Here is a 22,917-nt window from a genome sequence, read left to right on the forward strand (position 1 = left end):
CGGAGGCTACAGGCCGGACAGGCGTTGTCCAGCCCGCACCACCGCCATCGCGTGCCGGTCGCCGGGGCGCCGGCCGAGCCGCTCTATGGGGCCCGACACGCTGATCGCCGCGATGACCCGGCCGGTGCGGTCGCGGATCGGCGCGGAGACGCTGGCCACGCCGGCCTCGCGCTCGGCGACGCTCTGCGCCCAGCCGCGGCGGCGGACCTCGGCGAGGGTGCGGCCGGTGAACTTGCAGCGCGGCAGCAGCGGCATGACGGCCTCCGGCGGCTCCCACGCGAGGAGCACCTGGGCGGCGGAGCCGGCGGTCATCGGCAGCACCGAGCCGATCGGCACCGTGTCGCGCAGGCCGCTGGCCCGCTCGGCGGCGGCCACGCAGAGCCGCTCGTCGGCCCGGCGGAGGTAGAGCTGCGCGCTTTCGCCGGTCGCGTCGCGCAGTGCGGTGAGCATCGGCTCGGCCGCGGTCAGGAGAACGTCGGGTGCCGCGTTGGCGAGCTCGCCGAGACGCGGCCCCGGCCGCCAGCGTCCCTGCGCGTCACGAACGAGCAATCGGTGGATTTCCAGGGCCTGTGCGAGCCGGTGCGCCGTTGCCCGGGGAAGCTTGGTCCGGTCCACCAGTTCGGCCAGGCTGGCGCCGTCGACACAGGCGGCCAGAATGACCACCGCCTTGTCGAGCACGCCAACACCGCTCATACTGTGTCCCACAGACCGAAACATACCTCCCAAACTTTAGGATGTCCAGATGGTGGGAGAAGCACGACCGCGGACGCTCGCAGAGAAGGTGTGGGACGCGCACGTCGTCCGTTCCGCCGCAGGCGAGCCCGATCTGCTGTACATCGACCTGCACCTGGTCCACGAGGTCACCAGCCCGCAGGCGTTCGACGGGCTGCGCCTCGGCGGCCGCCCGGTGCGGCGTCCGGAGCTGACGATCGCGACCGAGGACCACAACACGCCGACCGACAACCTGCTGACGATCAGCGACCCGGTGTCGCGCACCCAGATCGAGACGCTGCGGCGCAACTGCGACGAGTTCGGCGTGCGCAGGCACTCGCTCGGCGACGCGCAGCAGGGCGTCGTCCACGTCATGGGACCGCAGCTGGGCCTGACCCAGCCGGGCATGACGATCGTGTGCGGCGACTCGCACACCTCCACGCACGGCGCGTTCGGCTCGATCGCGTTCGGCATCGGCACCAGCGAGGTCGAGCACGTCCTGGCGACCCAGACGCTGCCGCAGCCGCACCTGAAGACGATGGCGGTCAACGTCGTCGGCGAGCTCGCCCCGGGCGTCACGGCCAAGGACCTGGTGCTGGCGCTCATCACCCAGGTCGGCACCGGCGGCGGCCGCGGCCACGTCGTGGAATACCGCGGACCCGCGATCGAGCGGATGTCGATGGAGGGCCGGATGACGGTCTCCAACATGTCCATCGAGTGGGGCGCCAAGGCCGGCATGATCGCGCCGGACGAGACCACGTTCGCGTATGTCGAGGGCCGGGAGTACGCGCCGAAGGGCGAGACCTGGGACCGCGCGAGGGCCTACTGGGAGACGCTGCGCACCGACGAGGGCGCGAAGTTCGACACCGAGGTCACGCTCGACATCACCCACCTCACCCCGTTCGTCACCTGGGGCACCAACCCGGGCCAGGGCGCGCCGCTGGGCGCGAGCGTGCCGGACCCGGCCGACTTCGCCGAGGACGCCGACCGCGTCGCGGCGCAGAGGGCGCTGGAGTACATGGACCTGACGCCGGGCACGCCGCTGCGCGACGTCGCGGTCGACGTGGTCTTCCTCGGTTCGTGCACGAACGGGCGGCTGGAGGACCTGCGGGCCGCCGCCGACGTGCTGCGCGGGCGCAAGGTCGCCGACAGCGTGCGCATGCTCGTCGTGCCCGGGTCCGCGTCGGTCCGCGCCGCGGCCGAGGAGGAGGGCCTCAACGAGGTCTTCACCGCGGCCGGCGCCGAGTGGCGCTTCGCGGGCTGCTCGATGTGCCTGGGCATGAACCCGGACACGCTGAAGCCGGGCGAGCGCTCCGCCTCGACCTCCAACCGCAACTTCGAGGGCCGGCAGGGCCGTGGTGGGCGCACCCACCTGGTGTCGCCGCAGGTCGCCGCCGCAACCGCCGTCGCCGGCCACCTCGCGGCGCCCGCGGACCTGAACTAGCCGAAACAGCCGAAGCGAAGACAGGCAGAATCTGACATGGAGAAGTTCACCGTCCACACCGGCACGGCCGTCCCGCTGCGCCGGTCCAACGTGGACACCGACCAGATCATCCCCGCCGTCTACCTCAAGCGCGTCACCCGCACCGGGTTCGAGGACGGCTTGTTCAACGCGTGGCGCTCGGATCCCGCATTCGTGCTCAACAATCCCGCGTACACGGGCGCCTCGATCCTTGTCGCCGGGCCGGACTTCGGCACCGGATCGTCGCGTGAGCACGCCGTGTGGGCGTTGCAGAACTACGGCTTCAAGGCCGTCGTCGCGCCCCGTTTCGGGGACATCTTCCGGGGCAACTCGCTCAAGGCCGGGCTCCTGCCCGTCGAGTTGGACCTGAAACTCGTCGAGGAACTGTGGGCCGCGATCGAAGCCGATCCGCGGTTGGCGGTAACGGTCGATCTGCGGGAGCGCCAGTTGCGCGCGGGGGACCGCGAATGGTCCTTCCCGATCGACGATTTCAGCCGTTGGCGCCTGCTGGAGGGCCTGGACGACATCGGTCTGACGCTGCGCCACGAAGACGCCATCACCGCCTTCGAACAAGGCCGTCCCGAGTGGACACCGGTCGTTCACTAGGCACCAGCAGGGCGTCTCGATGAGCCTCCGGCCGGATCCGTTGCTCCACAACGATTTCTTTTCCGTCATATGTTTGTATCCTGTGTGCGTTGGGATACCTTGCCCACAGGGACTTCATTTCTGGTACGGGAGGAAACAACGTGAACAAGGCCGAGCTCATCGAGGCGCTCAGCGCTCGCCTGGGCGACAAGAAGTCGGCAAACGCGGCGCTGGACGCGGTGCTGGCCGAGATCCAGGCTGCCGTGACCAAGGGCGACAAGGTTGCCATCACCGGTTTCGGTGTCTTCGAGAAGCGCGTGCGTGGTGCGAGAACCGCGCGTAACCCGCGCACCGGTGAAGCCGTCAAGGTGAAGAAGACGTCGGTGCCCGCGTTCCGGGCCGGCGCCAGCTTCCGCGAGATGGTCGCCGCCGGCAAGGTGCCGAAGGTCGCTCCGGCCAAGAAGGCCGCCGCCGCCACGAAGACCACCGCCACGAAGACCACCGCCGCGAAGGCGACGACCGCCAAGGCGACCACGGCGAAGGCCACCACCGCCAAGGCCACCACGGCGAAGGCGACCACCGCCAAGGCAACGACCGCCAAGGCGACCACCGCCAAGGCCACCACGGCGAAGGCCGCTCCGGCCAAGGCCGCCACCAAGGCGACGGCGACCAAGGCCGCCGCGAAGGCCGCCCCGGCCAAGACCGCCGCGACCAAGGCCGCCCCCGCCAAGAAGGCCACCACGAAGGCCACGAAGGCCGCCGTGTCGACGACGGCGCGCAAGACCACCACGGCGTCCACCACGACGGCCGCCAAGAAGGCGCCCGCCAAGAAGGCCGCCACCGCCAAGTAGGCAACGCAAGAAGGGGCGGCGCCGCGGATCCCGCGGCGCCGCCCCTTGCCGTCGCGGCCCGTCAGACCCGCAGCGGGCGCACCGGATCCCAGCCGACGAGCCGGTCGCCGCTGAAGGTGAGCATCCACCCGGTGCCCTTGCGGGTGTGGAAGTCCACATTGGTCCGGCCGGTCAATGCGGTCAGCAGCGGCGGCATCAGCTTGCCCTGGCTGCACACCACCGTCGCCCCGCCCCGCGCGGCGATGCCCCGCAGGGCGTCCGCGGCCGCCCCGGGCGAGCGGCCCTCGTCGAACGCGGCGTCCAGGTCGTACGCGATGCCCAGCGGCTCCACCGTCTGCCGGCACCGCAGGGGGGTGGCCGACACCACCCATTGCGGCCGCAGGAGCCGCAGGAGGCCGCTCAGCGCCTCCGCGTGCCCCACGCCGGCGTGGTCCAGCGGGCGCTCCGCGTCCGGGCCGGTCCATTCCTTGCGTCTGCCGGCGTGCGCGTGCCGCACCAGCGCCACCACCGCGGTCACCGGCGGCAGGTCCAGGAACGCCTTCACCACGCCCCGGTCGTGCGCGTAGCTCAGCAGCGCTGGCGCCTGCTCCGCCGGCACCCAGCGCGCCTCCTCGATCTCGTCGTCGGCCGGCCGGTCCCGCCACACCAGGGCCCGCATCGACCAGAACTCGACGAGCTTCTCCACGCCCGGCTCGCTCGTCAGGTAGCGGATCGAGGGCAGCCGCGCCTGCGGTACGCCGTGCACGAGGGTCTCCTCGTGGACCTCCCGCACGGCCGCGGTCAGCTCGTGCTCGCCGGCGTCGAGCTTGCCCTTGGGCAGGGACCAGTCGTCGTAGCGCGGGCGGTGCACCAGCACGATCTCCGCACCCTCGGTGCCGCCGCCCGCCGGGCGCCACACCACGCCACCCGCCGCGCGGACGACCGTGTTCACTTCAACCATGCTGTGGTGTTCTCCTCACAGACCGCCGCCCACACCGCCGGGAACGCGGCGCGTGCCCGGGTGACCGCGGCCCGCTCGCGCTCGAACAGTCTGCCCGCCGTCACGGCGAGGCGGTGGTCGCCACGGTCGAGGAACCGCGCGACGAACAACCACGTGTCGGCGGCGGTCGCGGCGTCCTGATGGTCGCCGAGGACCTTCTGCGCCTTCGCGATCCGCTTCGCCAGCACCGCCGCCTCCGGGCCCACGATCCGGGCGGCGGCGTCGGCGGCGTAGCGGGCCCGCTTGGCCAGCTTCCGCACCTCGTGCCAGTCGTCGTCGGGCAGGTCCGGGGTGAGCGCGGCCGCGCCGGCCTCGAACTGCCGCCACGGCTTGCGCACCAGCCCCGGCAGCACCTTGACGGCGGGGGCCGCGTGCCGGCCCACGAGCCGCGGCGGGCGCACCAGCTCGTGCAGCAGCGGCACGTACCGCGGTGAGCGCAGCGCCTCGTCCAACGCCGACAGCGCCGTCTCCTGACGACCGGCGAGCGTGGCGTCGATCCGGGCGACCGACCCGGTGTCGACGGCCACCAGCGGGTCGGCCGCGGCGGTCACGTGCAGCCGGGCCCGCATCACCTCGATGTCGCGGGCGCCGCCGAGCGCGCCGGCCAGCCGGCCGAGCTCCGCCCGCAGCGGCCGGCTCCAGGCCGGGTCGAGCAGCGCCTGGAAGGTCTGCAGGTCGCTGCGCAGCCGCCGGGTGCCGACCCGCATCTGGTGCACGGGGGTGTCGCCGTCGGGCATGGTCTCGCGCAGCCGGGCGAACGCGTCGTGCCGCAGGATCCGCGTCACCTCGGACCGCAGCGCGCCCGCGACCACCGCGCCGGCGCTGCCGTCGTCACCGGACGGGCCGGCGTCGGCGGGGTCGGGCACCGCACCGGCGGCGGTCAGCCGCTCCGCGATGCGGGCCAGGTCCTCGGCGGCGCCGCCGACCAGGGCCACCTCGACCCGGCTGGGCCGCCGGCCGGTGGCGCGCGCCGACAGGACGCGGACCTCGGCCAGGACGGCACCCGCCGGGGACAGCACGTGGACGGCCGCGCGGACCGTCCTGACCGCGGCGACGCCGGCGTCGAGGCGGAACGCGGTCACCGCGTCCAGCAGGTCCGGCGGGACGACCCCGGCGCCGGCGGCCGGGCGGTGCAGCTCGCCGCCGCGGCCCGGCAGCAGCAGCGACCAGGAGCCGTCGCGGTGCTGGCGCAGCGACACCCCGGCCCGCGCGAGCGCGCTGTCCGGGGTGTCGTGGAAGGTGGCGTCGAGGGTGACGGCGCTGCCCGGCCCGGCGGACCCTGCCAGGTCGGGCAGCGTGAAGCCGTCTCGGACGAGGAATCTCACGTGGTGGGCTCGATCCTGTCGATGATGCGGCGCAGCAGCGCCTCCTGCGGGTTCTTGCCGGGCCGCCGGTGCCAGGTGCCGTCGCCGGCCAGCTCGAAGGCGCCGGTCTCGTCGCTCATCATGAGCTTCAGCACCCGGTCGAGCTCGCCGGCCGCGGCCGGGTCGGTGACCTTGACCAGGGCCTCGACCCGCCGGTCGAGGTTGCGGTGCATGAGGTCCGCGGAGCCGATCCAGTATTCGGCGGCGGCGTCGCGGCCGAAGCGGAACACCCGCGAGTGCTCCAGGAACCGGCCGAGCACCGAGCGGACCCGGATGTTCTCCGAGAGGTCCGGCACGCCGGGGCGGATCGAGCAGATGCCGCGCACGATCAGGTCGACGCTCACCCCGGCCTGGCTGGCCCGGTAGAGCGAGTCGATGATCTCCTCGTCGACCAGGGAGTTGACCTTCAACTGGACCAGGCCCTGCTCGCCGAGCGCGATCTCCCGGTCGATGCGGTCGATGATGCCGCGGCGGACCCCGTGCGGCGCGACCAGCAGCCGCCGGTAGGAGGTCTGGCGGCTGTACCCGGTCAGCACGTTGAACAGGTCGGTGAGGTCCGCGCCGACCTCGGGGTCGGCGGTGAGCAGCCCGTAGTCCTCGTAGAGGCGGGCCGTCTTCGGGTGGTAGTTGCCGGTGCCGACGTGGCAGTACCGCCGGATGTGGTTGCCCTCCTGGCGCACGACCAGCGCGGTCTTCGTGTGGGTCTTGAGCCCGACGAGGCCGTAGACGACGTGGCAGCCGGCCCGCTCCAGCGTCCTGGCCCAGCCGATGTTGGCCTTCTCGTCGAAGCGCGCCTTCACCTCGACCAGCACGACGACCTGCTTGCCGGCCTCGGCCGCGTCGACGAGGGCGTCGACGATCGGTGAGTCGCCGCTGGTCCGGTACAGCGTGAGCTTGATCGCGAGCACGTTGGGGTCGGCGGCGGCCTGCTCGACGAAGCGCTGCACGCTGGTCGAGAACGAGTGGTAGGGGTGGTGCACGAGGATGTCGTGGTCGCGCAGCCGGGCGAAGACGCTGCGCGGGGTCTCGCCCTCGGCGAAGTGCGGGTGGGTCGCCGGCACGAACGGTTTGTCCTTCAGCGACGGCCGGTCCACACCGTTGTAGATCTCCCACAGCGCGGTCAGGTCGAGCAGGCCAGGCACCCGCAGCACGTCGTGGGAGTCCATGTCGAGCTCGCGGACGAGCAGCTCCAGGACATGGTCGGAGATCGAGGCGGCGACCTCCAGGCGGACCGGCGGGCCGAAGCGGCGCCGCGCCAGCTCCCGCTCCAGGGCCTGCAGCAGGTCCTCGTCGCGGTCCTCGTCGAGCTCGACCTCGGCGTTGCGGGTCACCCGGAACAGGTGGTGCTCGACGACCTGCATCCCGGAGAACAGCTGCCCGAGGTGCGCCGCGATCAGCTCCTCGACCGGCAGGAAGCGCACCGTGCGGACACCGTCGCGGGTGATGCGGTCCAGCGCGTAGAAGCGCGGCACATTGTTGGGCACCTTGATCCGGGCGAACAGCTCGGCGCCGCCGTCGTGCTCCCGCACCACGACCGCCAGGTTGAGCGACAGGCCGGAGATGTAGGGGAACGGGTGCGCGGGGTCGACCGCGAGGGGCGTCAGCACCGGGAAGATCTGCTCGCGGAACGAGGTGCGCATCCGCTCCCGCTCGGCCGGGTCGAGCTCGCTCCAGCGCACGATGTGGATGTGCTCCTCGGCCATCGCCGGGGCGATCTCCTCGGCGAACACCCGCGACTGGCGGGCGACCAGGGCGGTGGTGCGCTCCGCGATCTGCTCCAGCTGCTCCGTCGGCGGCAGGAACCCTGGGCGGCGCACCGGGATGCCGGTCTGCAGCCGCCGCTTCAGGCCCGCGACGCGGACCATGTAGAACTCGTCGAGGTTGCTGGCGAAGATGGCGAGGAACTTCGCCCGCTCCAGCAGCGGGGTCGAGGGGTCCTCGGCGAGGGTCAGGACGCGGGCGTTGAAGTCGAGCCAGGACAGCTCCCGGTTGAGGTAGCGGTCCTCCGGCAGCGGCTTCTCGATCGGGACGACCAGCGCGTCGTGCTCCGCTCCCGCCGGCGACCCGTCCGGGGTCTTCTGGGTGGGGACCAGCGCGGACTGCTCCGTCACCGTCTCGCTCATGGTGACCTCCTCGGGCTTGACCTGGACGTCTTCGCCAGTTCCTGGTGCCGCGGCCTTCGTCGCCCGACGGACACGTGGCGTCCCGCCCGCCGCGGGGGCCGCCCGTCGCGGTGCCGCCTTGCGCGGGGCGGCCTTGGGGGGCGCGCTCTGCGGGTCGGGGCGTTGTGCTGCGTTACGGGGGCGGCTGCGACCGGTAGGCGTTTCGTCCACCGGATCATCATGGCCCGTTTGTGCCGGTCTGAACATGAACTTCCCGCTGCTTGGCGGCTACGGCAACGTGGGCAGTGTGACCTTCACGACGACACCCTCGGGGTCACGGTCGATGCGGACCCGCTGTCCGAGACGGAGGTGGCGCAGCCCCGACGCGTCGAACGCGGCGGCCGGGAACTGCAGCTGCGCACCGTCGTCGAGCAGCACCGTCCCGGTGCGGGTGTCCTCGTCGAACGTCGCCACTGTCCCCTGCATCAGTCCACGCTACCGCGCGCGGATTTCGATGCGTGTTTCGCGTGACTGCGGCCGTGCGTCAGGTCTGTTACGCGCGGGCCGCGCCGTGTCGTCCTGGACGAGGCCGCGGGAGCCGCGCCGCGTCGTCCTGGACGAGGTCACGCGCGGGTGCAGAGGATCTCGCCGGTGTGGGTGCCCAGGCCGAGGCCGCCGGCGGCGTCGAGGTCGGCGGCGGTGTCGACGTCGCGGCGCAGGCCGGGCCAGTCGCCGTCGAGCCGGACCGCGCCCGAGCGCAGGTGCGCCGCCGCCGAGCCGGGCCCGAAGTGCGGGTCGAGCGGCAGCCCGGCGGGCGCGGCGAGCAGGACCGTGCCGCTGCCCTCCAGGTCCGGCACGAACACGCGGCGGCCCAGCCGGGACGCCTCGGCCAGGACGACCGTGAGGTCGGCGGGGCGCATCGCGGGCAGGTCGGCGGTCAGCGCGACCACCGGAGCGCCGGCGGCGGCCCGGGCGCCGAAGGTCAGGGCGGCGTTGAGCCCGGCGGCGGGGGTGTCGGGCAGGCAGGTGGCGCCCGCGGCGACCAGACCGGCCCGCACGAGCGGGTCGTCACAGACCGCGACCACCGCGGCGACCGCCGGGCAGGCGAGCACGGCGGCGACCGTGTCGCGGGCCATGGCCAGGACCAGCCCGGGATGCGTAGCCTCCGGGACGGCGCCGCGCAGCCGGGTCTTCGCCGCACTGAGCGGCTTGACCGGCACCACGGCAGTCCAGGTGGCCATCCAGGTGCTGAGCATGACCCATCCTGACACGGCGCCCCGGCGCCCGGCAGTGGCATGATTCGCAGCAGAACCGTGAGGGGAGGGTGAGATGACACGCCGGAGGCTCGGATTCTGGCGGCGTTTCGCCGTCACGACCGTGAAGCCCACGATGCGGGTGCTGACCCGCCGCACCTGGACCGGCATGGAGCACATCCCCGCCGAGGGCGGGGTGATCATCGTGGTCAATCACATCTCCCACGCCGACCCGCTCGCCGTCGCGCACTACATCTACGACGCGGGCCGCTGGCCGTCGTTCCTGGCCAAGGCCAGCCTCTTCAACGTGCCGGTCCTGGGCTACCTGCTGCGGGCCAACCACCAGATCCCGGTCCACCGCGGCACCACCGACGCGGTGAAGGCCCTGGAGGCCGCCCGCAACGGCGTCCGCACCGGCGAGGCGGTGGTCATCTACCCGGAGGGCACCACCACCCGCGAGCCCGACCTGTGGCCGATGCGGGGCAAGACCGGCGCCGCGCGGCTGTGGCTGGACACCCGCGCGCCGATGATCCCGATCGTCATGTGGGGCCCGGAGCGGATCTACGACCCGCGCACCAGCAAGCTGAAGCTGCTGCCCCGCGCCGACGTGCGGATCATCGCCGGCGACCCGATCGATCTGTCGGCCTGGGACGACGCGCAGCCGACCGCCCAGACGCTCAACGAGATCACCGACCACATCATGCTGCACCTGCGCGACATGCTCGTGGAGATCCGCGGCGGGACCCCGCCGCCGCTGTGGACACCCCGCAGGACGATGGCATGAGTGAGACGGAGTGCAGATGAGCGTTCGACGGGCCGCCGTGCTCGGGGCCGGATCGTGGGGGACGGTCTTCGCGAAGCTGCTGGCCGACGCGGGCACCCCCGACGTCACCGTCTGGGCCCGCCGGCCGGCCGTGGCCGAGGCGATCCGCGAGCGGCACGTGAACCCGGACTATCTGCCCGGCACATGGCTGCCCGGCGCGATCACCGCGACGTGTGACGCCGCCGAGGCGATCGACGGCGCCGACCTGGTCGTGCTCGCCGTGCCGTCGCAGACGCTGCGCGACAACCTGGGCGCCTGGGCGGGCACGATCCGCTCCGACGCCACGCTCGTCAGCCTGATGAAGGGCATCGAGCTGGGCACACTCAAGCGGATGAGCGAGGTGATCGTCGACTCCGCCGGGGTCGAGCCCGACCGCATCGCCGTCGTCACCGGCCCCAACCTCGCCCCCGAGATCGCCGCGGAGCAGCCCGCCGCGACGGTCGTGGCCTGCACCGACATCCGCCGGGCCGAGCTCGTGCAGCGCGCGATCAGCACGCGCTACCTGCGGCCGTACACCAACGACGACGTCATCGGGTGTGAGCTCGGCGGCGCCGTGAAGAACGCGATCGCCCTCGCCTACGGCATGGCCTCCGCGCTGGGCCTGGGCGACAACAGCCGGGCGACGCTGATCACCCGCGGCCTGGCGGAGACCACCCGCCTCGGCGGCGCGCTGGGTGCCAACCTGATGACGTTCGCCGGGCTGGCCGGCCTCGGCGACCTGGTGGCGACCTGCTCGTCGCCGCTGTCGCGCAACCGCACGTTCGGCGAGCACCTCGGGCGCGGCGAGACCCTCGAACAGGCGCAGGCCGCGACCCGGCAGACCGCCGAGGGGGTCAAGAGCTGCCTGTCGATCCGCGACCTGGCGCGCAGCGTCGGCGTGGAGATGCCGATCACCGAGCAGGTCGAGCTGGTCTGCCACGAGGGTGTCGACCCGCTGCGGGCGCTCGCCGCGCTGATGGCCCGCGAGACGAAGCCCGAGCGGCCCGGGGTGCCCTCCACGGGGGAGCATCAGTAGATTTTCCGCATGACCGGTCCGCAGCGGAGCGAGGAGCCGGGCATCGGGGGCGCAGTTTCGGGTCGGGGCGGCGCCGGAGCGAAGCGGAGGGGACGTCATGACCGGTCCGCAGCGGAGCGAGGAGCCGGGCATCGGGGGCGCAGATTGGGTCAGGGCGGCGCCGGAGCGAAGCGGAGGGGACGCCATGACTGGTGATGGCACGCGGGTCGTGCACGCGGGGCTGCCGGAGCCCGTGCCCGGCCGGCCGTTCCTGCCCGGTCCGGCCTTCGGCGCGCCGTACCATCTGGATCCCGTCGAAGGACCGCAGCCCGGCGTCGACGGCTACGGCCGCACCGACAACCCGACCTGGCGCGCCCTGGAGGCGGCGATCGGCGCTCTGGAGGGCGGCGAGTGTGTGACGTTCGCCTCCGGGATGGCCGCGGTGAGCGCGGTGCTGCTCAGCGTGCTGCGCCCCGGCGACACCGTCGTCGTGCCCGGCGACGGCTACTACAAGACCAGGGCGTTCGCGTCCTCGCATCTGGCCGGGCGGGGCGTCACGGTCCTCGAGGTGCCCACCGCCGGCCCCTACCCCGCGCTGGAGGACGTCCGGCTGCTGCTGCTGGAGACCCCGGCCAACCCGGGGCTCGACGTGTGCGACATCGCCGCGCTGGCCGCGCGCGTCCACGCCGGCGGCGGGCTCGTCGCGGTCGACAACACCACCGCCACCCCGCTCGGGCAGCGCCCCCTCGACCTGGGCGCCGACTTCTCGGTCGCGTCCGGCACGAAGGCCCTGACCGGCCACTCCGACATCCTGCTCGGCTATGTCTGCACACGCGACGCCGGGCACGCCGCGGCCCTCACGGCGTGGCGGGGCTCCACCGGCGCGGTCGCGGGTCCGTTCGAGGCGTGGCTCGCGCACCGCTCGATCGGCACCCTCGACCTTCGCCTGGCCCGTCAGACCGCCAACGCCGCGGCGGTCGCCGAGCTGCTCGCGGCGCACCCGGCGGTCGGGTCGGTGCGCTGGCCGGGCCGTCCCGGGGATCCCGCGTTCGCGGTCGCGTCCCGGCAGATGCGCCGCGTCCCCGGCGTGGTCACGTTCACCCTCGCCGACAAGGCCGCCGTGGACCGGTTCCTGCAGGCCGCGGGTCTGGTGTTCGCCGCCACGTCCTTCGGCGGGCTGCACACCTCCGCCGACCGCCGCGCGCAGTGGGGCGACGACACCCCCGACGGCCTGATCCGCTTCTCGTGTGGCGTCGAGGACACCGATGACCTGGTCGCCGACGTACGGCAGGCACTGGACGCACTCGGCTCCTGACCCAGGGTGGGGTGCTGACCAGCCGACAGCGCCGGCTTGACCTTGCGGTTAGGGTCGGCGCGTGGAAACGCCAGAGAAGACCCGGGTCGCCGTCGTGTTCGGCGGTGGCAGCACCGAGCACGCCGTGTCCAGCGTCGGCGCCGCCGACCTCCTCGACGCCCTCGACACCGACGAGTTCGAGATCGTGCCGATCGGCGTGACCCGCGAGGGCCGCTGGGTGCTCAGCGAGGCCGCGCGGTCCGGGGGCCCGTCCACCGAGCTGGTGCCGGCGGGTGCGGCGGTCACCGTCGTCGACGCCCGGGAGGGGGTCGCCCGGCTCCGCGGCATCGACGTGGTCTTCCCCGTGCTGCAGGGCGCGTTCGGCGACGAGGGCACGATCCAGGGCCTGCTGGAGATGGCCGACCTGCCGTATGTGGGTTCCGGTGTACTGGCGGCGTCCGTGGCCGTGGATCACGACTTCTCGCGCAAGCTGGCGGTCGCCGCGGGGCTGCCCGTCGCCCCATATGTGGTGCTCAGAGGCTCGGCGGAGGTCACCGCGGCCGACCGGGAGCGGCTCGGGCTGCCCGTCGTCGTGCGCCCGGCCCGCGGTGCCGGTGGCGTGACCGGGGTCACCGACTGGGCCGCGCTGCCCGCGGCGGTCGACCTGGCCCGCACCGTCGACGCCAAGGTCGTCGTCACCGCCGCGCCCGCAGGCCGGCGGATCACGGTCGGCGTCCTGGACACCGGCGCGTCGGACGGTCCCGAGTCGAGCGTGCCCGGTGAGGTCGACGGGGATGTCGTCACCGCCCCCGCCGACCTCGACCGCGCCGTCGAGCGCCGGGTCCGTGACCTGGCCGTGGAGGCGTTCGTCACGCTCGACTGCGCCGGGCTGGCCATGGTCGAGTGCACGGTCACGCCCGCCGGCGACATCCTCTTCGACAGGATCGACACCATGCCCGGCTTCGACCCGGGTGCCGCGTTCCCCGTCGTGTGGCAGGCCGGCGGCGTCTCGTACCGGACGCTGATCTCCAGACTGGTCAAGGCCGCGGTCCGGCGTGGGACCGGCCTGCACTGACGTCAGGAGCGGTGCGGCTGCCCGCGCAGCGCACCGTCCGGGAACGTCGACGAGTGCACGTTGACGTGGTAGCGCTCCGGGTCGTCGCGCAGGCGCCGGACCGGCTTCCCGCCGAGGCCGGTGCACGCCGGCTCCGTCAGCGCGGCGGCCGGCACAGTACGCATCGATCTCCCTCTCGTCCGGTTGGTGCTGACCGAGGGGAGATCGGTGTCTAGCAGTGGGTCGTGCCCGGATCGGCGAACGGCACGGCCGCGACGATCGGCGCCGAGAGGTTGACCAGCCACGCGCCGTCGGCCTTCGCCGGCACCACGACCCGCAGCGGGACCTGGCGGTCCACCGTCGTCCAGACGGTCTCGCCGCTTCGCTCCTCCGGATACCAACATACGTCCGACAGACCCATGAGCTGGGCGTCCTGCGGAACCGCCCGCCTGCCGACGGTGCCGCAGGACAGCACGATCGCCGGGTCGCCGAACGCCGCGTTCTGCTCGGGGCCGGCGCTGACGGGGCGGCGGTGCAGCCCGCCGAGCGACTCGGGCAGGCGCGCCACCAGCGCACGGCAGATCCCCGTCGTGGCGTCGTCCATCGACGCCGCGTCGGTGCGGACCGGTCCGGTGGCCGCCGCCTTGGGAAAGCCCCCGAGCAGCCAGAACGCCAGGACTCCCACCACCAGCGCGACGGGGATCGCGGTGACGGTGGCGAGCCTGGCGGGGCTAGCCGTCATCTATAAGTGCACCACCGAGCAGGTCAGCGTGCGGGTGATGCCGGGCACCAGCTGCACGTTGCTGACGATCAGCTTGCCCAGCTCGTCGACGCTGCGCGCCTCCGTGAGCACCACAACGTCATAAGGCCCGGTCACCGCGTCGACCCGGACGACCCCGCCCAGCTCCTGGATGGCGGTCGCCACATCGCGTGCCTTGCCGACCTCTGTTTGGATCAGGATGTATGCCTGGACCACGACACGACTCCTTCCTGCGCCGCGCGAGCGCTGATCAGCGCTGAACCTACCGCACCATTGACGGTGGCGGAGCAGCAGCCGTGCGTGATCGTGCCACGACACGCTGCGTCAACCGCAACATCGCGCACGCGATGATCGATTTCTTGTTGAATTTTGGAGGACGGGTGACCGTTGCAACCGCCGGGGAGTTCGGGCTCATCTCACGGGTGACGGCCCGGCTCGGGGCGGCGTCGCCCCTGGTCCTGCTGGGGCCCGGCGACGACGCGGCCCTGGTCGCGGCACCTGACGGGCGGGTCGTGGCCAGCACCGACGTGCTCGTGGACGGCCGGCACTTCCGTCGCGACTGGTCCACGGCCCGCGACATCGGCCACCGTGCCGCCGCCGCCAACCTCGCCGACATCGCCGCGATGGGGGCCCGGCCGACGGCGTTGCTCGTCGCGCTCTGTACCCCCGCCGACCTCGAGATCACCTGGGCGGAGGAACTCGCGGACGGGCTGGCCGCCGAGGCGGGCAAGGTCGGCGCGGTCGTCGTCGGCGGTGACATGTCCGCCAGTCCCACGCTGACCATCGCGGTGACCGCCCTGGGCAGCCTGGAGGGCCGGGCGCCGCTGGTCCGCACCGGGGCGCACCCTGGCGACGTCGTCGCGATCTGCGGGCGGATCGGGTACGCGGCGGCCGGGTACACCATCCTCTCCCGTGGCTTCCGCTCCCCGAAACTGCTGGTCGAGGCGCACCGGCGGCCGCAGGTGCCCTACTCGGCCGGTCCGTCGGGCGCCCGGCTCGGCGCCACCTCCATGATCGACGTGTCCGACGGGCTGCTCGCCGACCTGGGCCACATCGCGACCGCCAGCGGCGTCGGGATCGACCTGCACCGCTCCGCGTTCGTGGTGCCCGAGCAGATGCGCGACGCGGCGACCGCCCTCGGCGTCGACCCCTACGGCTGGATCCTCGCCGGCGGCGACGACCACGCCCTCGCGGCCACCTTCCCGGCGTCCGTGGAGCTGCCCGACGACTGGCGCGTGATCGGCGAGGTCCTGCCGGCCAGCCTCTTCACCGCGGGTGACGGGGTGACCGTGGACGGTAGGCGGTACACCGGCGGAGCGCCGGGCTGGGACCACTTCCGGTAACGAGTGAACGCTTCTATACCCTTTACGCGTGACTGAGCTCGACATCCGTCTGACCCGCTACGGCTCGCGGGTCGCCACCGAACTGATCAGTGCCACGCTCGCCGACCTGAGCCTGCGCTACGGCGGGGACGGGGACACCACCCCCATCCAGCCCGGTGAGTTCGACCCGCCGATGGGCGGCTTCTTCGTCGTGTACGCCGACCACGTGCCCGCCGGGTGCTGCGGCTGGCGGACCTTCGCCGAGGACGAGAGCACCGCGGAGCTGAAACGGCTCTACGTGGCGCCGGCGTTCCGGGGGCTGGGCCTGGCCCGCCGGCTGGTCGCGGCCGTCGAGGACTCCGCTCGCAGCGCCGGGCGCAAGCGCATCTGGCTGGAGACGGGGACGGCGCAGCCGGAGGCGATCGCCCTGTACACGGCGGTCGGGTATTCGCTGATTCCCGACTTCGGGCACTACAAGGGCTACCCGAGCGTCCGTTCCTTCGGGCGCGAGCTGTAGCCGCACACGAAAGAGCCCCGCGACGATCGGTCGCGGGGCTTCTCCGTGCGTTGCCGCAGGTGCTTGGTGCAGGCGATCAGCCGCGAACGACCTTGCCGGCCTTGAGGCAGGAGGTGCATGCCTGCACCTTCCGCGTGGTGCCGCCACCGGCAGGGGTGCGCACCGTCTGAATGTTGGGGTTCCAACGGCGGTTGGTCCGCCGGTGCGAGTGGGACACGTTGTGGCCGAAGCCCGGTCCCTTGCCGCAGACGTCGCACACGCTAGCCACGGGGATCTCCTGGGATTGATTGCGTCTCGGGCTGGAGCCCTCCACCGGGCAGGCCGGCGGCGGATTCCAGGTGTCACCGACCGGCGAACCGGCGGGCAACCCCGCAAGGTTACCTGATGGGACCCGTGGACACCCAATCGGCCCTTGCCGGGCGCCCGCTGCGCGGGGCGCGGGTGGCGGGCGGGGAAAATGTCGGTGGTCGCCGATAGGCTCTGGCGCGTGCCAGAGAGTGTGGACGCGGCTGCGGTTCGCCGGTGGTGTGCCGTCGGTCTCGACGCGCTGCGCCGGCACCGGTCCGAGATCGACGCGCTCAACGTCTATCCCGTGCCTGACGGCGACACCGGGACCAACCTGGCGCTGACCATGTCCGCCGCCACCGCCGCCGTGTCCGCCGCGCCGGCCTCCGCGGGGGCGGCGGAGCTGCTCGCGGTCGCGGCGCGCGGCGCGCTGCTGGGCGCCCGGGGCAATTCGGGCATCATCCTGGCCCAGCTGCTGAAGGGCCTCGCGTCTTCCCTGGCCACGGCGCGTGCCGTCGGACCGTCCGAGCTCGCGGCGGCGCTGGGGCGGGCCGCGGACTCGGCATATGCCGCGGTGGCCGCTCCGGTGGAGGGCACGGTGCTGTCGGTCGCGTCCGCCGCCGCGTCCGCCGCCCTGTCGATCGCGGGCGGTTCACCGGCGGGCAGGGGCGGTGTCGTCGAGGTGGCCCGGGCGGCGGCCGAGGCGTCGCGGGTCGCGCTCGCGCGGACTCCGGAGCAGCTGCCCGCGCTGGCCAGGGCCGGTGTCGTGGACGCCGGTGGGCAGGGCCTGGTCGTGCTGCTGGAGGCGTTCGTGACGTCGCTGACCGGGGAGGCGGCGCCCGGGTTCGACACCCTGCGACCCGGTGCCGCCGCCGTCCCGGCCGGGTTCATGGAGCGCGAGGCCGGGTCCGTCGAGTTCGGCTATGAGGTGCAGTTCCTGCTCGACGCCCCCGAGCCGGCGATCGGGCCGCTGCGGGCAGCGCTCGGCGCGCTCGGCGACTCGCTCGTGATCGTCGGCGACGATCCCACCTGGCACGTCCATGTCCACGTCAATGATGTCGGGGCCGCGATCGAGGCAGGGATCACGGCCGGGCGGCCGAGCAGGATCACCGTGACGAGGTTCGCCGAGCAGATCGCCGAGCAGCGGTCGGCCCATGTGGCAGGGCCGACCGGATCGGCTTCCGCGTTGCCCGGGTCGCCTGCCTCGTCCGCGCCGGCCGGTTCTCCCGCGCCGGCCGGTTCTCCCGCGTCGGCCGGTTCTCCCGCGCCTGCCGTTGCCTCCGGCGCGTCCGGGTTCGAGTCGACCGGGTCGTTCTGGGTGGCGGAGCCACTGCGGGAGCCGTCCGGCGACGCGCCGCGGTCCGCCGCGTCCGGGGTGGTGGTCGTGTGCAGCGGACGGGGCCTCGCCGAGCTGCTCGCCGCCGAGGGGGCCACGGTGGTGACCGGGACGCCGTCGACGGGGGAGGTCCTCGCCGCGATCCGGGCGACGGGCGCGTCCAGGGTCGTGGTCCTGCCCAACGACGCCAACGTCCTCGCCATCGCCAACGCGGCGGCCGCGGAAGCCAGGGCGGCCGGGATCAGGGCCGGGGTCGTGCCCACCCGGTCGCCGGTGCAGGCGCTCGCCGCGATGGCGGTGCGCGACACGGGCCGCAGGTTCGAGGACGACGTGATCGCGATGGCGGAGGCCGCCGCGCGGTGCCGGTCGGCGGAGCTGACCGTCGCGGCCCGGGAGGCGCTCACCGTCGCCGGGCGATGCCAGCTCGGGGACGTGCTCGCGATCGTCGACGGGGAGGTCAACCTCATCGGGCAGGACCTGGAGCGCACCGCGTGCCTGCTGCTCGACCGGATGCTGCTGGCCGGCGGGGAGCTGGTCACCCTCATCGAGGGGCAGGGGGCGCCCTCCGGGCTGGGGGAGACGCTGCGGCGGCACGTCGCGGGGGTGTGGCCGTTCGTCGAGGTGCAGTGCTATGAGGGAGACCAGCCGCACTATCCGCTGCTGGTCGGGGTGGAGTGAGCCGGTGACCGAGATCGACCTGACCACACCGCTGCAGAAGGTGATCGGCAACGGCGCGAAGCTGCTCGCCGACAGCCTCAACCTGCACACCGTCGGTGACCTGGTCTATCACTTCCCCCGGCGATATGAGGAACGCGGCGAGCACACCGACATCCGCTCCCTGGAGATGGACACCGAGGTCACGGTGTTCGGGCAGGTGAAGCGGGTGTCGTCGCGGACGTTCACCTCGCAGAGGGGCAAGACCGCCGGCAAGCGCGGGTCGCTGCTGGAGGTGGTCGTCGGCGACGACAGCGGCGGCGAGCTGAGCGTCACGTTCTTCAACCAGCCGTGGCGCGAGTCGCAGCTGCGGCCCGGCAGATGGGGGCTGTTCTCCGGCAAGGTCGGCCGCTTCCAGAACAAACTGCAGCTCAACCAGCCCGACTACATCCTGCTTGACGGCGCCGAGGGCGAGGAGAGCGTCGAGGAGTTCGCCGGCGCGATCATCCCCGTCTATCCGGCGGCCGCGAAGGTGCCGACCTGGCGGATCGCGGCGGCCGTGCGCACGGTGCTGGACGTGCTGCCACCGACCCCTGATCCCGTGCCGGCGACCGTGCGGGCCAAGAGGAAGCTCTCCTCGCTCGACAAGGCCCTCCGGGAGATCCACCGCCCCGAGTCCCGCGAGTCGCTGTTCTTCGCGCGGCGCAGGCTGAAGTGGGACGAGGCGTTCGCGCTCCAGCTGACCCTGGTCCAGCGCAAGCACCGCGCCGCCGACTGGCCCGCCCGGGCGCGCCCGGCGCGCGACGACGGGCTGCTGTCGACGTTCGACGCCGGCCTGCCGTATGAGCTGACCCGCGGCCAGCGCGACGTCGGTGCCGAGATCGCCACGGACCTGGCCCGGCCGCACCCGATGCACCGGCTCCTGCAGGGCGAGGTCGGCTCCGGCAAGACCGTGTGCGCGCTGCGGGCCATGCTGCAGGTCGTCGACGCGGGCGGGCAGGCCGCGATGCTCGCCCCGACTGAGGTCCTCGCCGCCCAGCACCACCGCAACGTCCTCGACCTGCTCGGCGGCATGGCCCGCGCCGGCGAGCTCGACGCCGCCCCCGACGCGACCCGGGTGGCGCTGCTGACCGGCTCGCTGGGCGCCGCGGCCAAGCGCAAGGTGCTGGACGAGATCGGCTCCGGCGCCGCGGGGATCATCGTCGGCACGCACGCGCTGCTGTATGAGGGCGTCACCTTCAAGGACCTCGGCCTCATCGTCGTCGACGAGCAGCACCGCTTCGGCGTGGAGCAGCGCGACGCCCTGCGCGCCAAGGCCGACCAGCCGCCGCACGTGCTGGTCATGACGGCGACGCCGATCCCGCGCACGGTCGCGATGACCGTCTTCGGCGACCTGGAGACTTCGGTGCTCAGCCAGCTGCCCAACGGGCGCTCGCCGATCGCGTCGCACGTGGTGCCGGCCACGGACAAGCCCGCCTTCCTCGACCGGGCGTGGCGCCGCATCCGGGAGGAGGTCGCCGCCGGCCACCAGGCGTATATCGTGTGCCCCCGCATCGGCGACGCGAAGTCCGACGGCGAGGACCTGGCCCCCGGCGACGACGACCGCCGCGCGCCCCTCGCCGTCCTCGACGTCGCGCCGCAGCTGGAGGAGGGCCCGCTGCACGGCCTGCGCGTCGGCGTCCTGCACGGCCGGCTGCCCGCCGACGAGAAGGACGGCGTCATGCGGTCGTTCGCCGCCGGCAACATCGACGTCCTCGTCGCCACCACGGTGATCGAGGTCGGCGTCGACGTGCCCAACTCGACGATGATGGTGATCCTCGACGCGGACCGCTTCGGCGTCTCCCAGCTGCACCAGCTCCGCGGCCGGGTCGGCCGGGGCAGCGCGCCGGGCCTGTGCCTGCTCGTCACCGAGTCCGGTGAGGGCACCGCCGCGAGGACCCGCCTGGACGCGGTCGCCTCGACCACCGACGGCTTCAAGCTCGCCGAGCTCGACCTGGAGCAACGCCGCGAGGGCGATGTCCTCGGCGCCACCCAGTCCGGCCACCGCTCCCACCTGAGGCTCCTGTCCCTGCTCCGCGACGCCGACCTGATCGGCGAGGCCAGGGCCGAGGCGTTCGAGCTGCTGGAGGACGACCGCGAGCTGACCCGCCACCCCGGCCTCGCCGCCACCGTCGCCCGCCTCGTCGACGAGGAACGCGCCGAATACCTGGAGAAGGGCTGACGACCGCCCGGCCGTGACCGCGGGCCGGCCGCCCCGGACACGGGAAAGGTCCGGACCGACCTGGTGGTCGATCCGGCCCTCCCGCTGAAGCGCCTTCGGGGCGACGCGGATTGCGTCAGGCGCCCCGCTGAGGCCCGCTGCGGTCCTGCCCGTCGGTGCTCTGCGGTGCTGTGCGCGGTGCGGTGCCAGGCAGCGCTGCCGTGCGGTGCTGCGGTGCCGGGCCGTGCTGCCGGTTGTGCTGTGCGCGGTGCGGTGCTGGGCCGTGCTGCCGGTTGTGCTGTGCGCGGTGCGGTGCCGGGCGATGCTGTGCTGCGGTGCCGGGCGATGCTGCCGTGCGGTGCGGTGCGGTGCGGTGCGGTGCGGTGCGGTGCGGTGCCGGGCGGTGCGGTGACGTGCGTCGCAGTCGCTGGTGAAGGTCGCCGCGGGCTTCGGCGCGCAGGTCGCGTTGCCGCCGTTGTACCAGGCCCGCACGCCCGCCGACCGGCTGCCGGGAGCGGCGGTGTCGCCGACCTTGGTGGTGCCGTAGCGCGGGCCGCCGTCGACGATCGGGTTGATCACGTCGGTGCCGAAGACCGTGTCGACCTGGGTGTAGCAGGCGGGCACGTCGACGCGCAGGGTCACCGACGGCGTCGAGGCGGTGACGGAGGCGGTGTGCGTGGCGTACACGAACTGCGGGTTCCCGAAGGACTTCGACGGGGCGGTGTAGGAGACCAGCGTGAAGGCCTGCCGCTCGCCGTCGCACAGCGGTGCGGTCGCGGTGATGGTCGAGGTGCCGGCCGGGCCGTCGAACGTGTGCCGGTACGTCGCCGAAGCGGCCGGCACGCAGGACGCCGAGGAGATGGCCGACGAGGCGAAGGCCGTGCCGGCGAAGGCGCCCCCGAAGAGCAGGGTGCTACCGAGAACGAGCAGGGTCTTGCGCAAGACGTGCCCCCGAGGTCGCAGTCTGGGGGCGGTCTCACCACTGACTCCCCGGGCCGCAAAGCGGTGACCGATTGTTCTCGGCCCGGATCAACGTCTCCCCAATTCATGGGTAGTCGTAACGATTTGTCGCGACGCCATGAAGCGTAAGACCAGCTACGCAGCGTTGAAAAGACCTGCTCAAACGCCCACTACTTTCCGTAGTCACGCACGCAGAGCAGTCATGCCCAATTGAATCGCAGTACACCATGAAAAATCGGAAATGTCTGATTGGAGAGTGGTGTGGGTCACTCCACGGTCGAGCCTAGGCTTGACGGCGTGACACGCATCGTGGCCGGCTCCCTCGGCGGCCGGCGACTGACAGTACCGGCGGGACAGGGCACCAGACCGACCTCGGACCGGGTCCGCGAGGCCCTGTTCAGCAGCCTGGAGGCCCTGGTCGACCTCGACGGCGCCAGGTTCGCCGACCTGTACGCCGGCTCCGGCGCCGTCGGCTTCGAGGCCTGCTCGCGCGGCGCCGCCCACGTCCTGCTCGCCGAGGCCGACGCGAAGGCCGCCAGGATCGTCCGCGCCAACATCGCCACCCTGAACGTCGGCGCCACCGTCAAGCTGGTCGCGGACAAGGTCGAACGCCTGCTCCAGCAGGAGCCGGACGAGAAGTTCGACGTGGTGTTCGCCGACCCGCCCTACGCGGTGACCGACGAGCGGGTCGCCGCGGTCCTCGCCGCGCTCGTCGCCCGCTGGCTCGCCGACGGTGCCGTCGTCGTGGTCGAGCGCGGCAGCCGCGGCGCCCCGATGCGCTGGCCCGACGGCCTCCGCCAGCTCGCGGAGCGGCGCTACGGCGAGACGACGCTGTGGTACGCCGAACGCGACGCGGGCGTGTGACGCGGTTGGCAGGAGCGGCTTTGGTACGGTCCCCGCTCATGAGGCTTGGGCTGGTGCAATGAGGCGCGCGGTGTGTCCGGGTTCGTTCGATCCGGTGACCAACGGACACCTGGACATCATCGGGCGCGCGTCGAAAATGTTCGATGAGGTCGTCGTCGCGGTGCTGATCAACACGAGCAAGGCCGGGCTGTTCACGGTCGAGGAGCGCAAGGAGATGCTCGCGGAGGTGACGGCGCCGTACGCCAACGTGCGGGTCGACGCGTTCCAGGGCCTGCTCGTCGACTTCTGCCACTCCAACGACGTCGGCGCGATCGTCAAGGGCGTGCGGGTCGCCGGCGACTTCGACTACGAGCTGCAGATGGCGCAGATGAACTACGGGCTCGGCGGGATCGAGACGCTGTTCATGCCGACCAACCCGAAGTACTCCTTCGTCTCGTCGAGCCTCATCAAAGAGGTCGCGAAATGGGGCGGCGACGTTTCGCCGCATGTGCCCGACCTTGTGGCAAACCTGCTGCGAGAACGGCTCGTGAATCCCTGAAACTCAGGG

General features: G+C 72.8%; 23 protein-coding genes and 1 riboswitch. Of the genes, 13 read left to right on the forward strand and 10 right to left on the reverse strand.

Features of this window, described 5'->3' with window-relative positions:
* Window positions 1–6: 6 nt before the first annotated feature.
* Complete coding sequence (locus ABZS58_RS21765; protein WP_033357786.1) at window positions 7–693, reverse strand: IclR family transcriptional regulator; 687 nt, start codon at window positions 691–693, stop codon at window positions 7–9.
* A gap of 49 nt (window positions 694–742) precedes the next feature.
* Here ABZS58_RS21765 and leuC point away from each other — a divergent pair, with 49 nt between their 5' ends.
* From leuC to ABZS58_RS21780, 3 genes are all read left to right on the forward strand, one after another.
* Complete coding sequence (leuC, locus tag ABZS58_RS21770) at window positions 743–2,155, forward strand: 3-isopropylmalate dehydratase large subunit (protein WP_354784118.1); 1,413 nt, start codon at window positions 743–745, stop codon at window positions 2,153–2,155.
* Between the two features lie 36 nt (window positions 2,156–2,191).
* Window positions 2,192–2,779 (forward strand): 3-isopropylmalate dehydratase small subunit, encoded by a 588-nt coding sequence (gene leuD, locus ABZS58_RS21775; protein ID WP_354784120.1) that lies wholly within the window; start codon window positions 2,192–2,194, stop codon window positions 2,777–2,779.
* Between the two features lie 140 nt (window positions 2,780–2,919).
* The gene (locus tag ABZS58_RS21780) at window positions 2,920–3,609 is read left to right on the forward strand and encodes an HU family DNA-binding protein (protein WP_354784122.1); all 690 of its coding nucleotides are present in this window, start codon (window positions 2,920–2,922) and stop codon (window positions 3,607–3,609) included.
* Between the two features lie 61 nt (window positions 3,610–3,670).
* Here ABZS58_RS21780 and ABZS58_RS21785 read toward each other — a convergent pair whose 3' ends face one another.
* The 5 genes from ABZS58_RS21785 to cofC form a co-directional block, all read right to left on the reverse strand.
* Window positions 3,671–4,549, reverse strand: coding sequence for an NUDIX domain-containing protein (locus ABZS58_RS21785; RefSeq protein WP_354784124.1), 879 nt, complete (start codon window positions 4,547–4,549; stop codon window positions 3,671–3,673).
* Window positions 4,537–5,913, reverse strand: coding sequence for a CHAD domain-containing protein (locus ABZS58_RS21790; protein ID WP_354784126.1), 1,377 nt, complete (start codon window positions 5,911–5,913; stop codon window positions 4,537–4,539). The genes ABZS58_RS21785 and ABZS58_RS21790 overlap by 13 nt, the downstream gene beginning before the upstream one ends.
* The gene (locus ABZS58_RS21795) at window positions 5,910–8,285 is read right to left on the reverse strand and encodes an RNA degradosome polyphosphate kinase (protein WP_354784128.1); all 2,376 of its coding nucleotides are present in this window, start codon (window positions 8,283–8,285) and stop codon (window positions 5,910–5,912) included. The genes ABZS58_RS21790 and ABZS58_RS21795 overlap by 4 nt, the downstream gene beginning before the upstream one ends.
* Window positions 8,286–8,342: 57 nt before the next feature.
* Window positions 8,343–8,540, reverse strand: coding sequence for a cold-shock protein (locus ABZS58_RS21800; RefSeq protein ID WP_354784130.1), 198 nt, complete (start codon window positions 8,538–8,540; stop codon window positions 8,343–8,345).
* 137 nt (window positions 8,541–8,677) lie between these two features.
* Window positions 8,678–9,310, reverse strand: coding sequence for a 2-phospho-L-lactate guanylyltransferase (gene cofC / locus ABZS58_RS21805; RefSeq protein WP_354784132.1), 633 nt, complete (start codon window positions 9,308–9,310; stop codon window positions 8,678–8,680).
* A 73-nt stretch (window positions 9,311–9,383) separates the two neighbouring features.
* Between cofC and ABZS58_RS21810 the strand changes: the two genes are divergently transcribed.
* The 4 genes from ABZS58_RS21810 (at window position 9,384) to ABZS58_RS21825 (ending at window position 13,493) form a co-directional block, all read left to right on the forward strand.
* Window positions 9,384–10,091, forward strand: a complete 708-nt coding sequence (locus ABZS58_RS21810; protein WP_354784134.1) for a lysophospholipid acyltransferase family protein — start codon at window positions 9,384–9,386, stop codon at window positions 10,089–10,091.
* 16 nt (window positions 10,092–10,107) lie between these two features.
* Entirely contained in the window at window positions 10,108–11,145 is a 1,038-nt protein-coding gene (locus ABZS58_RS21815) for an NAD(P)H-dependent glycerol-3-phosphate dehydrogenase (protein ID WP_354784136.1), read from the forward strand.
* A 184-nt stretch (window positions 11,146–11,329) separates the two neighbouring features.
* Window positions 11,330–12,439 carry a cystathionine gamma-lyase gene (locus ABZS58_RS21820; RefSeq protein ID WP_354784138.1) on the forward strand — a complete coding sequence of 370 codons (1,110 nt, stop codon included), beginning with the start codon at window positions 11,330–11,332 and terminating at the stop codon, window positions 12,437–12,439.
* A gap of 61 nt (window positions 12,440–12,500) precedes the next feature.
* Window positions 12,501–13,493 carry a D-alanine--D-alanine ligase A gene (locus ABZS58_RS21825; RefSeq protein ID WP_354784140.1) on the forward strand — a complete coding sequence of 331 codons (993 nt, stop codon included), beginning with the start codon at window positions 12,501–12,503 and terminating at the stop codon, window positions 13,491–13,493.
* A 2-nt stretch (window positions 13,494–13,495) separates the two neighbouring features.
* Here the strand turns inward: ABZS58_RS21825 and ABZS58_RS21830 are convergent, their stop codons facing one another.
* The 3 genes from ABZS58_RS21830 to ABZS58_RS21840 are packed head-to-tail and all read right to left on the reverse strand — an operon-like array spanning window position 13,496 to window position 14,448.
* Window positions 13,496–13,657: a CHRD domain-containing protein gene (locus ABZS58_RS21830; protein WP_354784142.1), complete on the reverse strand. Its 162-nt coding sequence runs from the start codon at window positions 13,655–13,657 to the stop codon at window positions 13,496–13,498.
* Window positions 13,658–13,704: 47 nt separating this feature from the next.
* Entirely contained in the window at window positions 13,705–14,214 is a 510-nt protein-coding gene (locus ABZS58_RS21835) for a DUF3515 domain-containing protein (protein ID WP_354784144.1), read from the reverse strand.
* A complete protein-coding gene (locus ABZS58_RS21840; protein ID WP_354784146.1) occupies window positions 14,215–14,448 on the reverse strand; it encodes an Lrp/AsnC ligand binding domain-containing protein in 234 nt (77 codons plus the stop codon).
* A 131-nt stretch (window positions 14,449–14,579) separates the two neighbouring features.
* On the opposite strand from ABZS58_RS21840, the gene ABZS58_RS21845 reads away from it, so the two are divergent.
* The gene (locus ABZS58_RS21845) at window positions 14,580–15,575 is read left to right on the forward strand and encodes a thiamine-phosphate kinase (RefSeq protein WP_354784261.1); all 996 of its coding nucleotides are present in this window, start codon (window positions 14,580–14,582) and stop codon (window positions 15,573–15,575) included.
* 28 nt (window positions 15,576–15,603) lie between these two features.
* Window positions 15,604–16,071, forward strand: a complete 468-nt coding sequence (locus ABZS58_RS21850; protein ID WP_354784147.1) for a GNAT family N-acetyltransferase — start codon at window positions 15,604–15,606, stop codon at window positions 16,069–16,071.
* Between the two features lie 76 nt (window positions 16,072–16,147).
* On the opposite strand, the gene rpmB is transcribed toward ABZS58_RS21850, so the two are convergent.
* Entirely contained in the window at window positions 16,148–16,339 is a 192-nt protein-coding gene (gene rpmB, locus ABZS58_RS21855) for a 50S ribosomal protein L28 (protein WP_033357799.1), read from the reverse strand.
* A gap of 219 nt (window positions 16,340–16,558) precedes the next feature.
* Between rpmB and ABZS58_RS21860 the strand changes: the two genes are divergently transcribed.
* The 4 genes from ABZS58_RS21860 to coaD all read left to right on the forward strand — a co-directional run bounded on the left by ABZS58_RS21860 (window position 16,559) and on the right by coaD (window position 22,908).
* A complete protein-coding gene (locus ABZS58_RS21860; RefSeq protein WP_354784149.1) occupies window positions 16,559–18,370 on the forward strand; it encodes a DAK2 domain-containing protein in 1,812 nt (603 codons plus the stop codon).
* The gene (gene recG, locus ABZS58_RS21865) at window positions 18,324–20,567 is read left to right on the forward strand and encodes an ATP-dependent DNA helicase RecG (protein ID WP_354784151.1); all 2,244 of its coding nucleotides are present in this window, start codon (window positions 18,324–18,326) and stop codon (window positions 20,565–20,567) included. Before ABZS58_RS21860 ends, recG begins: the two co-directional genes overlap by 47 nt.
* Window positions 20,568–21,505: 938 nt before the next feature.
* A riboswitch (cyclic di-GMP riboswitch) is annotated at window positions 21,506–21,595 on the reverse strand.
* Window positions 21,596–21,803: 208 nt separating this feature from the next.
* The gene (gene rsmD / locus ABZS58_RS21870; protein ID WP_354784153.1) at window positions 21,804–22,370 is read left to right on the forward strand and encodes a 16S rRNA (guanine(966)-N(2))-methyltransferase RsmD; all 567 of its coding nucleotides are present in this window, start codon (window positions 21,804–21,806) and stop codon (window positions 22,368–22,370) included.
* Between the two features lie 58 nt (window positions 22,371–22,428).
* Entirely contained in the window at window positions 22,429–22,908 is a 480-nt protein-coding gene (gene coaD, locus ABZS58_RS21875) for a pantetheine-phosphate adenylyltransferase (RefSeq protein WP_354784155.1), read from the forward strand.
* The last annotated feature ends 9 nt before the right edge of the window (window positions 22,909–22,917 follow it).

The sequence above is a fragment of the Dactylosporangium sp. NPDC005555 genome (genome assembly GCF_040605635.1).
In the GTDB taxonomy this organism is placed as follows: Bacteria; Actinomycetota; Actinomycetes; order Mycobacteriales; family Micromonosporaceae; genus Dactylosporangium.

Coding starts and splice junctions, on each gene's coding strand:
- ABZS58_RS21765 (WP_033357786.1), bottom strand. CDS start 693: ATGAGCGGTGTTGGCGTGCTCGACAAGGCGGTGGTCATTCTGGCCGCC.
- leuC (WP_354784118.1), top strand. CDS start 743: ATGGTGGGAGAAGCACGACCGCGGACGCTCGCAGAGAAGGTGTGGGAC.
- leuD (WP_354784120.1), top strand. CDS start 2,192: ATGGAGAAGTTCACCGTCCACACCGGCACGGCCGTCCCGCTGCGCCGG.
- ABZS58_RS21785 (WP_354784124.1), bottom strand. CDS start 4,549: ATGGTTGAAGTGAACACGGTCGTCCGCGCGGCGGGTGGCGTGGTGTGG.
- ABZS58_RS21800 (WP_354784130.1), bottom strand. CDS start 8,540: ATGCAGGGGACAGTGGCGACGTTCGACGAGGACACCCGCACCGGGACG.
- cofC (WP_354784132.1), bottom strand. CDS start 9,310: ATGCTCAGCACCTGGATGGCCACCTGGACTGCCGTGGTGCCGGTCAAG.
- ABZS58_RS21810 (WP_354784134.1), top strand. CDS start 9,384: ATGACACGCCGGAGGCTCGGATTCTGGCGGCGTTTCGCCGTCACGACC.
- ABZS58_RS21815 (WP_354784136.1), top strand. CDS start 10,108: ATGAGCGTTCGACGGGCCGCCGTGCTCGGGGCCGGATCGTGGGGGACG.
- ABZS58_RS21820 (WP_354784138.1), top strand. CDS start 11,330: ATGACTGGTGATGGCACGCGGGTCGTGCACGCGGGGCTGCCGGAGCCC.
- ABZS58_RS21830 (WP_354784142.1), bottom strand. CDS start 13,657: ATGCGTACTGTGCCGGCCGCCGCGCTGACGGAGCCGGCGTGCACCGGC.
- ABZS58_RS21835 (WP_354784144.1), bottom strand. CDS start 14,214: ATGACGGCTAGCCCCGCCAGGCTCGCCACCGTCACCGCGATCCCCGTC.
- ABZS58_RS21845 (WP_354784261.1), top strand. CDS start 14,580: ATGATCGATTTCTTGTTGAATTTTGGAGGACGGGTGACCGTTGCAACC.
- recG (WP_354784151.1), top strand. CDS start 18,324: ATGAGGGAGACCAGCCGCACTATCCGCTGCTGGTCGGGGTGGAGTGAG.
- coaD (WP_354784155.1), top strand. CDS start 22,429: ATGAGGCGCGCGGTGTGTCCGGGTTCGTTCGATCCGGTGACCAACGGA.